General features: G+C 41.9%; 11 protein-coding genes. 8 read left to right on the forward strand and 3 right to left on the reverse strand.

Annotated elements, in window-relative coordinates; translation table 11 throughout:
- Positions 1–31: 31 nt before the first annotated feature.
- The 3 genes from yciA to Q8W40_RS05120 form a co-directional block, all read right to left on the reverse strand.
- The gene (gene yciA / locus Q8W40_RS05110) at positions 32–418 is read right to left on the reverse strand and encodes an acyl-CoA thioester hydrolase YciA (protein WP_101115342.1); all 387 of its coding nucleotides are present in this window, start codon (positions 416–418) and stop codon (positions 32–34) included.
- Between the two features lie 205 nt (positions 419–623).
- The gene (locus Q8W40_RS05115) at positions 624–1,169 is read right to left on the reverse strand and encodes a septation protein A (RefSeq protein WP_305396160.1); all 546 of its coding nucleotides are present in this window, start codon (positions 1,167–1,169) and stop codon (positions 624–626) included.
- Positions 1,170–1,269: 100 nt separating this feature from the next.
- Positions 1,270–2,409, reverse strand: a complete 1,140-nt coding sequence (locus Q8W40_RS05120; RefSeq protein ID WP_305396161.1) for a PQQ-dependent sugar dehydrogenase — start codon at positions 2,407–2,409, stop codon at positions 1,270–1,272.
- Between the two features lie 529 nt (positions 2,410–2,938).
- Between Q8W40_RS05120 and Q8W40_RS05125 the strand changes: the two genes are divergently transcribed.
- From Q8W40_RS05125 to Q8W40_RS05160, 8 genes are all read left to right on the forward strand, one after another.
- Positions 2,939–3,631 (forward strand): FadR/GntR family transcriptional regulator, encoded by a 693-nt coding sequence (locus Q8W40_RS05125; protein WP_305396162.1) that lies wholly within the window; start codon positions 2,939–2,941, stop codon positions 3,629–3,631.
- Between the two features lie 27 nt (positions 3,632–3,658).
- On the forward strand, positions 3,659–4,630 hold the full coding sequence (locus Q8W40_RS05130) for a C4-dicarboxylate TRAP transporter substrate-binding protein (RefSeq protein WP_305396163.1): 972 nt from the start codon (positions 3,659–3,661) through the stop codon (positions 4,628–4,630).
- A 15-nt stretch (positions 4,631–4,645) separates the two neighbouring features.
- Positions 4,646–5,290: a TRAP transporter small permease gene (locus Q8W40_RS05135; RefSeq protein WP_305396164.1), complete on the forward strand. Its 645-nt coding sequence runs from the start codon at positions 4,646–4,648 to the stop codon at positions 5,288–5,290.
- On the forward strand, positions 5,290–6,606 hold the full coding sequence (locus Q8W40_RS05140; RefSeq protein WP_305396165.1) for a TRAP transporter large permease: 1,317 nt from the start codon (positions 5,290–5,292) through the stop codon (positions 6,604–6,606). The genes Q8W40_RS05135 and Q8W40_RS05140 overlap by 1 nt, the downstream gene beginning before the upstream one ends.
- A gap of 49 nt (positions 6,607–6,655) precedes the next feature.
- On the forward strand, positions 6,656–7,870 hold the full coding sequence (gene manD, locus Q8W40_RS05145; protein WP_305396166.1) for a D-mannonate dehydratase ManD: 1,215 nt from the start codon (positions 6,656–6,658) through the stop codon (positions 7,868–7,870).
- Entirely contained in the window at positions 7,870–9,369 is a 1,500-nt protein-coding gene (locus tag Q8W40_RS05150; protein WP_305396167.1) for a mannitol dehydrogenase family protein, read from the forward strand. Before manD ends, Q8W40_RS05150 begins: the two co-directional genes overlap by 1 nt.
- Positions 9,370–9,456: 87 nt before the next feature.
- Complete coding sequence (gene uxaC, locus Q8W40_RS05155; protein WP_305396168.1) at positions 9,457–10,863, forward strand: glucuronate isomerase; 1,407 nt, start codon at positions 9,457–9,459, stop codon at positions 10,861–10,863.
- A gap of 450 nt (positions 10,864–11,313) precedes the next feature.
- Positions 11,314–12,102, forward strand: coding sequence for a TetR/AcrR family transcriptional regulator (locus Q8W40_RS05160; RefSeq protein ID WP_305396169.1), 789 nt, complete (start codon positions 11,314–11,316; stop codon positions 12,100–12,102).
- Positions 12,103–12,104: the final 2 nt, after the last annotated feature.

Genomic DNA, 12,104 nt, shown 5'->3' on the forward strand with positions numbered 1-12,104 from the left:
TAGTTCGTTAGTTCGTTAGTTCGTTAGTTCGTTAGTTCGTTGGGATTGGTCGTGGTTTTCCATCACTGTCGATGGCTACATAATTGAACGTCGCCTCACATACTTGAAATCGGTCTTTAACACCATCTTCTTTGACGGGTTTAACCCATACCTCCAGCTCAATACTCATTGAGGTGCGCCCGATTTTGGTACATTCCCCATAACAGCACACCACATCGCCTACCTTTACTGGTTTTTTGAATGTAATACTGGAGACGGAGACTGTAACAATTCGTCCTCCTGAAATTTCTTTAGCTAAAATCCCGCCGGCCAAATCCAACTGAGACATAATCCAGCCGCCAAAAATATCGCCATTGGCATTGCAGTCGCCTGGCATAGCTAAAGTTCGAGTAAGAAGTTGCCCTTTTGGTGTGCTCATATATAGCCACCCATTATTTTTGTTAGGTAATAACGCATCTATTTTTCCAAAACAGCAGAGGCAAATTGCCTCATAAAGAAGTCGGGTTAATTAGGGGGAGGGGATACTACCAAGACAAAAGACCTCAAACAACGTTAGAGGCTTTCTAAATAACCTAAACTCAGGATAAGAAGCTAGAAAGCTGACTTAATCTTTGAACAAGGGGCTATTGGCTATCTTCCTGCTGGTCTTTAGGCATCTGTTTATAGATGTAGATGCCGGTAAGGATCATAAAACCGAAGGTAGCGGCTAGTAAGCCGAATACTTTGAAGTTTACCCAAATATCCAAAGACCTTGTAAAGGCAACATACACATTTAAAGCTGCACAAAATGAGAAAAAACCAATCCAAGCGTAATTGATTTTGCTCCATGTAGAATCAGGTAGGCTGATTTCTTTGGCTAACATACCCTTAATAAGGGGTTTACCCATTAGTTGAGTGACAAATAAACCAATCGCAAACACCATATAGACGATAGTGATTTTCCATTTAATGAAGCTTTCATCATGCAGAAATAACGTCATACCACCAAACACCGCGACCATAGCAAATGTGACCAACTGTATTTTCTCAAATTTTCTATAGACGATGAAGGTCAACACAATTTGAATGGCGGTCGCGACAATAAGCGCTCCGGTTGCTACATAGATGTCGTACATCTTGTAAAGCACGAAGAAAATAATGAGAGGAATAAATTCTATCAGTTGTTTCATTTACATCATTTTCCTTTCTTGAGGTCACTTGGGTATACAAGCCAGTCTACATAAAGCCTGCACCTCAAGATAGTTTGAACGTCTTTGTAGCATCAGGTCTCTATTCCATTTTAGCTGTTGATATTTGGAAGATATTCCCATTATCTGTGCCGAAATAAAGGTGTTCGCTCGGTGATATCGCTATTGATCGGATTCGTTCACCCAGATCGGCAAACAAACGAGTTTCATCAAATGACTGTGGGTCGACCACGTTTATGTGAGTCAACTTCAAAGCACCGATCAGAATTTTTCCGTTGAGCTCTGGGTAATGTTTTCCCCGATAAAGCACTAAGCTACTCGGCGCAATCGAAGGCACATAAACTTTCTTCGGCGGCTCTATTCCTGCTTTTTCTTCAGACTCACCGACAGAAATTGGTCCCCAATACTCTTTTCCATGAGAGGTGATAGGCCAACCGTAGTTTTTGCCTTTCAAAATGAGGTTGATTTCATCTCCGCCGCGAGGCCCATGCTCGACAGACCAAAGTTGCTGAGATTGTTTATCAAAAAATAGGCCTTGAGGGTTACGGTGACCGTAGCTCCAAGTCTCTGGAAGTGCCTGCCCACCTAAATCTGGGTTACTGGCTGGTTGTGCTCCATCGAGGGTTAATCGAAGTATGGAACCCGCATGTGTCGTCAAATCCTGACCATTGGACCTTTCACCTCGATCGCCAATACTGAAAAACAGATGCTCATTATCATCAAACGCGATTCTGCTTCCATAGTGGCGGCTTGTGTCAGTGATTGATTGGGTGACGATAAGATCTTTCCAATCTTTTAGAGTTGCACCCACCAACTTTGCGGTTGCCAACGCAGTTGCAGAGCCTCCTTTAGCAGGTTTACTGTAGGTGAAATAGAGCTGTTTGCCATTCTTGTTCGTTGCAGTTGGGTTACTTGACGCAAAGCTTTGTGGGGGAATTGCGACATCCATTAATCCCCCTTGTCCTCGCGCATAAACGTCAGGGAGCCCAGATACACGGGCTAAGTCACCTGTTCTAACATCTAGAAGATAAGCACTCCCTTCACGGGTTGTCACAAACGCTAAACCGTCGTCAACAAATGTCAGCCCCCAAGGTGCGCCTTTCACTTTAGCTATTTTATTTAACGTGTAAGTTGCTTGATCGGCAAGCGCTTGGCTAACCAACGCAAAAGTAGCAATGGATACCCATATCGCTTTTTTAAATAATATCGCCTTTTTAAACATAGGAAGCTTTCCCCGTAGTGCTTTGATTGCTCTATTTGACCATAAAAGAAAAATGAAATTCCTTGAATATAATGACAGTGAGTATCAGGTCAATTTATTCACTTTCAGTATTTACTTGAATTGCTGCTTAAATTGTACAGACCAATTTATTTTTCTTAATAAATATCATCGTAATAATTATCACCATTATTAACGGTAATGGATCTTCTTGCTTATCTATCAAGGGAAATAGGTTAGCGAGATCTCATTTTCTTTAAAGCACGTCCATATAATATGCTGTTGATCACAAGTCTGTTATTAATATATAAATCAATTAGTTGCAATCTAATTTGTTAGTAATCGATACGCATATCAAACTCCATAACCCTATAAAAAGTCTGAATATTCCCAGCTCATCATGGTTGAAGTACTGAGATTGTTAGTATTCCCTTTTTTCTGTATTGGTATTGTCAATGTATGAAAATTGTCCATACCAATATTTTCAACTGTGGTCGATTTTTACTTGGTGAGATTTAGGCAGAGTGGAAGCATGAAAAAAAATTCAGGTCGAATGTATGTGAAGATTGCAGAAGACATCATTGAGAGAATTCAAAGCAATCAAATTCGAGTCGGTGACTCGATTCCACCAGAGCGAAAATTGGCTGAGAAGATGAAGGTCAGCCGAACGGTTGTCCGAGAAGCGATGGTGTATTTGGAATTAGTTGGCATTGCAGAAATTAAAAAAGGCGCAGGCGTATTCGTTATTAGAAAAGAGCCTTTAGTCAGTGCTCAAACTGAAATCCAAGTTGCCCCACACGATATTTTGGACGCACGTTTAATTCTTGAGCCAGAAATGGCATTTCGAGCGGCACAAAATAACAGCCCCGCGTTAGTCGAGGAGCTGACTAATTGCATCAAGATGATGGAAAGTTCGATGTTTTTCTCGGATGAAGAGTTGAAGAAAAAAACGTCTATCGATGCGGACAGGCAGTTTCACAAAGCCATCGCAAATGCATGCACCAACCCATTGTTCAAAAAATTCCATCAAGAGCTGATGTCACTCCATATGGCCGGTGATATTTGGCAGCGTATGGATGAATTAGCAGATGAACCCGCTTCAAGAGGTCGATGGGAAAACGACCATAAAGAGGTCTATGAAGCGATTGTAAATGGCGAGCCTGAAGCTGCTAGAAACGCAATGTATGAGCACATCAGTAACATAATTAAAGAACTAACTCAGTAACCTCATTTTTTATGGAAGGAGTCAAAAATGAAATTGTTAGGAACACTGGCACTCGCAGGTATCTTGGGTTTATCACCAATGTACGCTGCTGCAAAAGACTATTCGCTGAAAATTTCTATTTCGGTGGGTGAAAAAGATCCGATGTACAGCGGAAGCGTTGCATTAAAAGAAGCGGTTGAGAGCCGGACAAATGGTAAGTTGAAAATCGATATTTACCCAAGTGGGCAATTAGGGTCTGTAGAAGATATCCAAGAATTGGCCATGTTTGGGGAAAATATTGCCGTTCTTACTGATAGCGGAAGGCTAAGTCTATTCGCGAAAGAGCTGGGCGTCATTGGGGTTGCTTACGCAGCAAAAGATTATGAAGAGATGAAAAGAATCATCGAAACAGAGGTATTTAAAAACTGGGAAACTAAGTTGCTGGACTCTGGGTTACGTGTTCTTTCCTTTAATTGGTTTCAAGGCAGCCGAAGCTTCATGACAAATAAAGAAGTACATAAGCCAGAAGATTTGAAAAGTACGCTTATCCGTACACCTGGAGCACCGGTGTGGTCAGAGTCAATCAAAGCACTTGGTGCCATGCCTGTTTCTTTACCTTGGTCAGAAACCTACACAGCGATGCAGCAAGGCACAATTGATGGGTTTGAAGCTCAGATCCCGGCTACGTATGCCGCCAGCTTACATGAAACGGTTAAATACATGGCTGAAACAGAACACTTTCAACTCATGACTGCAATGGTAGTGAGTAATGAATGGTTTGAAAGCTTGCCTAAAGATTTCCAAGAAATCTTGTTAGAAGAGACAAATAAAGCGGGTAGTTTCGCTTCTGACGAAACAAACCAAAAAATATCAGGTTTTAAGAAAATCATGAAAGATCAATTTAAAGTTAAGTTTATTCCGGTAGACAAAACACCATTTATTGAAAATGCTAAACCTGTTTTCAAAAAATTAGGATATGAAAAGGAATACCAAGAACTTCAGGATGCGTTGAATAAGTAATGAAAGGTATTAGGGATGTTAAAATTAGTATTTAAGGTCAATAGCAAGATCCTTGATTTTGAAAGAAACCTAACCTGTTTATTTCTGTTTTTTATTGTATCCCTAATCTTTACGTCTGCGGTGCTTCGCACTGCAGGCTATCCACAGGCGTGGATGAATGATCTGGGTAAATTGCTTTTTGGATGGGTAATATTTTTAGGCGCTGATATTGCCCTAAGTAAAGGGAAGCATATTGGTGTAGAGTACTTTGAAGAAAAGTTACCCGAGAGACTTCGAAGATTTGTAAGGGCGGTTTGGTCGTTGATAATCGTCGCGTTTCTATTGTTTATCGTTTATTACGGTTGGTATTTGGTGGAGCGTAGCAGAAGAAATTTTGATTCGCTTGTGATCAGCGAAATGGCCTTCGCCTTTATTGCCATATTTCTATTCTCAACTCTAATTGCAGCAGAAGAGAAGTTTAATCAAAAGAAAAGTAATGCCAAAGCCGTTGTTATATTTTCTTTGTTTTTTACGATTTTATCTTGTGGAGTCTACTTTCTCGATTTAAATAGCAACCCAAAACCACTGAGTTATATTTTTCTCATCGCATCCGTTCCTGTAGGTGGAGTATTAATGGTTCGTGGCCAAATCCTACAGTTATTTAAAAAAGAGGAAAAATAATGATCCAAGATATTATTAATCTTTTGGTTACGCCTACCAGTATATTAGCGATAAGCTTTGCTGTCTTTCTCGTATTTAGAATGCCACTGGCTTTTGCTATTGCGATATCCAGTGTTTTATTTTTTGTTGTTGATGGCAAGTCTTCTTTTATTATCCCAATACAGAAGATGGTTGTTGCTTCTCAAAATCCAGCCCTTCTAGCCGTCCCATTTTTCGTGCTTGCAGGTAATTTAATGAATGCAGCAGGAATAACGAAAAGGCTGATCTATTTTTGTTCTACTGTTACCGCACACATGATTGGTGGATTAGCACAAGTCACGGTTTTACTGAGTGCTGTCATGGGGGGTATTTCAGGGTCTGCAATTGCGGATGTTGCAATGCAGTCAAAAATTTTAGGTCCAGCCATGCTAAAGAAAGGGTACAAAAAAGGATTTGTCGCCGCTTCGATTGGTATGAGTGGGCTCATTACCGCCACCATTCCCCCAAGTATTGGGTTGATTCTGTATGGTTTTGTCGGCGAGGTGTCTATTGGAAGGTTGTTTCTCGCCGGAATTATTCCAGGGTTCTTATTAACCGTATTTTTAATGATTACCGTGAGTATTGTTTCGCGAAAGAGCGGATATGTAAAAGAACAAGACCACGTAACGCCATTGCCAGAAATAAAGGATGCTTTTCTCAAATGTTACTGGGCAATATTGTTTCCTGTTTTACTTATTGTATCGATTCGAATGGGTATATTTACCCCTTCAGAAGCAGGATCATTTGCCGTTGTCTATGCGTTTTTGGTGGGGCGATTTGCCTACAAAGAGCTTGATTTCAAAAAGATTGTAGAAGTTCTGAATGATACCGTGATCGACAATGCCGTCATTATGCTGATCATCTCTTTTTCAGGAATTTTTGGCTACATTATTGTCGACAATAAAATCCCACAGTCATTATCAGAGAGTATTTTGAGCGTGACAAACAACCCACACCTTTTACTCGCGTTGACTCTTATCTTTCTTGCGATTATTGGCATGTTTATGGAAGCCACCGTGAACGTGCTTCTGCTTACCCCTATCTTTCTCCCCATTGTAACAGGGGTGGGGATAGACCCTGTTCACTTCGGAATCTTAATGATGACCATCATTACACTGGGAGGAATGACCCCGCCTGTAGGCATTGCCATGTTTACGGCATGCTCCATTTTAGATTGCCCGACCAAAGATTATGTTCGTTCTTCTGTTCCCTTTTTTATCGCGATTGTCTTACTCATCATAGTGTTGGCTGTATTCCCTCAACTGGTGCTGTTCTTGCCAGATCTTGCATATGGATAAAAGACGTCTGCAGTAAACGACAAACATTATTAGAAAGAAAGGAAAACTCATGAAAATAGAAAAAGTGGATGTATTTGTAACCTGCCCAGATCGGAATTATGTAATCGTGAAAGTCACAACAGAATGCGGTATCACAGGTCTTGGCGATGCAACATTAAATGGACGCGAAATGTCGGTGGTATCGTATCTAGAACACCATATTTGCCCTCAATTGATAGGAAGAGACGCAAGGAAAATCGAAGACATTTGGCAGTCACTCTATCGCGGTGCGTATTGGCGCCGAGGACCAGTTACGATGACGGCGATCTCTGCAATCGACGTTGCACTTTGGGATATCAAAGGTAAGGCTGCCAACATGCCAGTGTATGACTTACTGGGTGGTGCATCCCGAGAAGGTGCATTGGTGTATGGGCACGCGACAGGGCATTCAATCTCACAGTTAATCGATGACTACGCAAAACAGAGAGAGCTCGGGTATCGCGCATTTCGAGTACAAACCAAAGTGCCTGGAATTGAAAGCAGCTACGGTGTTAGCAAAGGAAAAAACAGCACTTACGAACCTGCGTCTAAAGGAAACGCCCCCGACGAGGAGATTTGGTCTACCGACAAATACTTAGCGTTTGCACCGACAATATTTGAGGCGATTCGCTCGGAGTTTGGGTTTGAAGATCCACTTCTGCACGATGTACATCATCGCCTTACACCATTGGAAGCCGCGCAGTTAGGTAAAAGCCTTGAAGAATACAAGCTTTTTTGGATGGAAGACCCAACCCCAGCAGAGAACCAAGAGGCATTTAGGCTAATACGGCAGCATACCACCACACCAATAGCAGTCGGTGAAGTCTTCAATTCACTATGGGATTGCAAGCAGCTTATTGAAGAACAGCTCGTTGATTACATTCGGGCGACTGTTTGCCATGCGGGAGGCATAACCCACATGCGTCGCATTGTCGATTTTGCGTCGCTGTATCAAGTGAGAATGGGAGCTCACGGTCCTTCTGATATTTCACCAGTTGGGTTAGCGGCTGGATTGCATTTGGATATGTGGATGCCTAATTTTGGTATTCAGGAATACATGGGTTATTCCGAGAAAATGTTGTCTGTTTTTGATGTGAACTGGTCATTTGAGCAAGGGCTGATGCACCCAAGTGATAAACCGGGTATCGGCGTGGAATTCAATGAACGTGAAGCAGAAAAGTACCCCTATCAATCTGCCTATCTGCCGATTGCGCGCTTGACTGACGGCACTGTTTGGAATTGGTAATGAATGAGCATCTTGATATGGATAATCTGAGTAACTCAACGCTTCCCACTAACATCAAATTTCCGGCTTATGATCGAAGCCGATTGAAAAGCAAAATGGTACACATTGGATTGGGTGCATTTCACCGCGCTCACCAAGCGGTATTTTTAGACAAGTTGCTCACTCAAGATGATCAATGTGATTGGGGCATTTGCGCGGTAAGCCTTTTTAGTGGCTACCCCACCATTCAAGCACTTCGATCCCAAAACCATTTGTTTAGTGTTACTGAGCAGTCATGCGATCAATCAGAGACTCGCGTGGTAGGCAGTATTATTGACTCTCTTCATCCTGTTCTGGATGGTAAGAACACCATCATCAACAAGCTTGCGGATCCCATTACCGAAGTCGTTACGCTTACCATCACTGAGAAAGGATACTGCATTGATGGGAACACCGGGCGTTTGAACACCAAAAGCGACCACGTACAGCATGATCTTAAATACCCCCATGATCCCATTACAGCCATTGGTTATTTGGTCAGAGCGCTGGAAATAAGACGACTAAACAAGGTAAAGCCTTTTACGCTGCTTTCTTGCGACAACTTTCGGGAAAACGGTGAAGTGTTGAGAGCCGTGATACTGGATTTTTCAATGTTGTCGAATCCAGACCTATACGAGTGGATCAAGGCTCATGGTGCTTTTCCTTCTTCCATGGTGGATTGTATCGCGCCATCTATGTCCGAAGAACTACACAGCGACATAGAGACAGTGTTGGACGTGCCTGATCCCTGCGCGGTAATTTGTGAACCCTTCAGGCAATGGGTCATTGAAGACAAATTTTCTGGGTCCCGACCAGAGCTTGAAAGTGTAGGAGTCAATTTTGTTGAAGATGTTCGTCCATACGAGGAGCTGAAGCTTCGTATGTTAAATGGGACACATTCTTTATTGGCTTACATTGGTTATTTAGCGGGCTTTGAATTGATTTCCGATGCAATGAGTCACGAGGTACTAAACCAAGTCGCAAAAGAAATGATGATCTCTCAAGCTCAAACAATTAGCCCACCAGAAGGTGTATGCGTAAACCAATACGCAGACGAATTATTGGCAAGATTCCAAAACCCTAATTTACGGCATTCAACATGGCAAGTAGCGATGGATGGAAGCATAAAGATCCCTCAACGGATACTTCCATCTCTCGAGATTTTGGTAGAACGCAATTTGGATTTTACTTGGCAAGCGTTTTGTATTGCAGCTTGGATTCGGTATGTGTCTGGGATTGACTTGCTGGGTAACGATATTGAAGTGAAGGATCCGATGGCTGAAGTATTGAAGATGTACCATGACGGGAGCGCTAACGAAAATACGGTGGAAGGCATTTTGTCTCTCACTGCGATATTTCCGCCTGCACTTAACAGTAATAACAACGAGGTTTCACAGACAATTTCGGATATTTACCACCAGATTAATAGGGAAGGGATGTTAGAGACGGTAGCTAGCTACTTAAAAATATCTAGGTTGTAGCAAGATAAACTTTTCCTTGAAATGAACATCACACAGTACCAATGTGACGTGAAATTAATATGAACTGAAGCGGACAAGAGAATATCAATGAAAACATTTTTGACCAAAGACTTCCTTCTCAGTAGCTCAATAGCCTCGGAGTTGTACCATAAGTACGCGGCGAAGATGCCAATCTATGACTATCATTGTCACCTCGACCCAAAGGATATTGCAGAAGATCGCCAGTTCTGCAATATAAGCCAAATATGGTTGGAAGGTGATCATTATAAATGGCGTGCAATGCGAGCTGTTGGAATCGATGAGGAACGAATAACAGGGAAAGCATCAGACTACGATAAATTCATAGCTTGGGCGTCAACCGTCCCTAAAACAATGGGTAACCCTTTATATCACTGGACCAGTCTAGAGCTAAGGCGTCCGTTTGGTATTATAGATACGCTACTAAACGAGAAAAGTGCCGACGATATTTGGCGACGTTGCAATGACATGCTATCTAAACCTGAATTTTCAGCAAGAAACATCTTGCGGAAGATGAATGTAAGAATGGTTGGTACGACAGATGACCCTGTTGATTCGTTAACCTACCACAAACAGATTGCACAAGATCCAACGTTCGATGTTGAGGTTGTACCCACTTGGCGCCCTGACCGCGTCTATCTAATTGGTCAGCCAGACTTTGTCGATTATCTCCATACATTAGGCTCAACGACATCCACCGTTATTCGAAATTACGAAGACCTGCTAAGTGTGTTAACTACTCGGTTAGATCATTTTGAAAGTCACGGTTGTCGAGCAGCAGATCATGGTTTAGATCGGTTACATTTTTCAAAAATCCCCAGCATTTCACAGTTAAACAAAATCCTAGTAAAACGTTTGTCGGGAAATCTGCTTTCAGAGAAAGACGAAATTGCGTTTTCATCTGCCATACAGGTATGGATGGGCAAAGAGTACCACCGCAGAGGGTGGGTGATGCAACTTCATATTGGTGCACTGCGCAATAACAATTCCCGCATGTTCGATCTTGTCGGTCCTAATACCGGCTTTGATTCAATAGCGGATGAGCCCATTGCGCTACCATTATCAAGGTTTTTGGATGAATTGGATAAAGAAGATACTCTTCCTAAAACCATCCTGTACTGCCTGAATCCGAGAGATAACGAGGTTCTTGCCACCATGACAGGTAACTTTCAGGGGGGAGGCATCGCTGGGAAAATACAATTTGGATCGGGCTGGTGGTTTAACGATCAGCTAGACGGTATGCAACGGCAGCTAAAGCAACTCTCACAGTTAGGGTTGCTGAGTCTGTTTATTGGAATGCTGACTGATTCTAGAAGCTTTCTTTCTTACACTCGTCATGAATATTTCCGACGTATTCTTTGTAATATGATTGGTCAATGGGTAGAGAGGGGCGAAGTTCCTAATGACCTACCTATGTTGGGACAAATGGTCGAGGATATCTGTTTCAATAACGCCAAAAATTATTTTAACCAATGAAGCTACGTGTTTTGCTTCTCCATTCCTCTCAGGTAGCGCTGGGAGTTTAGTTTTCAGACTATACTCCTAGCGACTGTTTAAACTCTGCTTTAACTAGGAAATGACATTGAAATGTTAGTTGTTCTGCTACTTAGAGCGGAAGCTGCTTTTATAGGCATTCTCATTAGTAATCCTCTCAAAGCATACCCTACGTCTATAAAGCTATTTCGTCATACCTAATGATGCGTAAGTTTGTAGGCTAATTTTTTTAGTTTGGCAGACCTTAGTATTCATTTGTCGCAGTGGTGATTGGTAAGTTTTTCATAAAAACGCTTGATATGTTCATTCAATATACTATTATGACGAAGTGTCAAAAATGACGCATCGTCACGAAAGTGTCATCCTATACAGAAATAGTGGACGTGTTACAATGAGATAGGAGCAAGTTTATATTTATACGGTGATCGACCCATGTTTGGATTTGGTTGTAGCAAAGACAGTAAGTACGCAAAGCAAAAGTGCTCTTTATCGATGACAAAGAAGCAGCAAGCTATTGCAAACAGAGAAATGGAACTGATTGAGCTCGCTCAAGAATTAGTGAAAGAGCAAGGTTTTGCCAATTTCACTATGGATAAGCTAACGTCTCGCAGCCCATACTCTAAAGGTACTATCTATAACCACTTTTGCAGTAAAGAAGACGTTGTACTTGCACTTTGTATTCATTCTTTGAAAAAAGAAGCCATGATGTTTGGTCGTTCAATGGCTTACGAAGGTACAACACGCGAAAAAGTAATGGCAATGCACACCGCATATAGAATTTATGTTCGGCTAGAGCCTGTTTTATCTGATTGCGTGATAACGTCGAAAACGCCTTGGGTTTTGGAGAAAGCTTCTCCAGAAAGAGTGAAAGAGTTGAATGACTTAGAAGAGCAGGTCATTGATCAAGCGGATAAATTGGTGCAACAAGCGGTTGAAGTTGGGGATTTAAAATACAGCCCTGGTCTAAGCTCTGATGCCATCGTATTTGTAAATTGGTCTGTTGCGTTTGGTTCAAACGCCCTCGCTAAAAACTCGACAAACAGCTACTGTATAAATCGCTTGCAAGACCCTTTCTCAGTGTTGCAAAACTCTAATATTGTTTTAGATGGGCTTCAATGGAAGCCGCTGTCTACTGAATGGGATTATCGCAAGACCTGTCAAAAGGTTGAGCAAGAGATATTTGCTGAAGAAATTGCTTACCTTGAGTCTATAGGGCGCTAAGT

The sequence above is a fragment of the Vibrio penaeicida genome (genome assembly GCF_030689305.1).
Lineage (GTDB): Bacteria > Pseudomonadota > Gammaproteobacteria > Enterobacterales > Vibrionaceae > Vibrio > Vibrio penaeicida_B.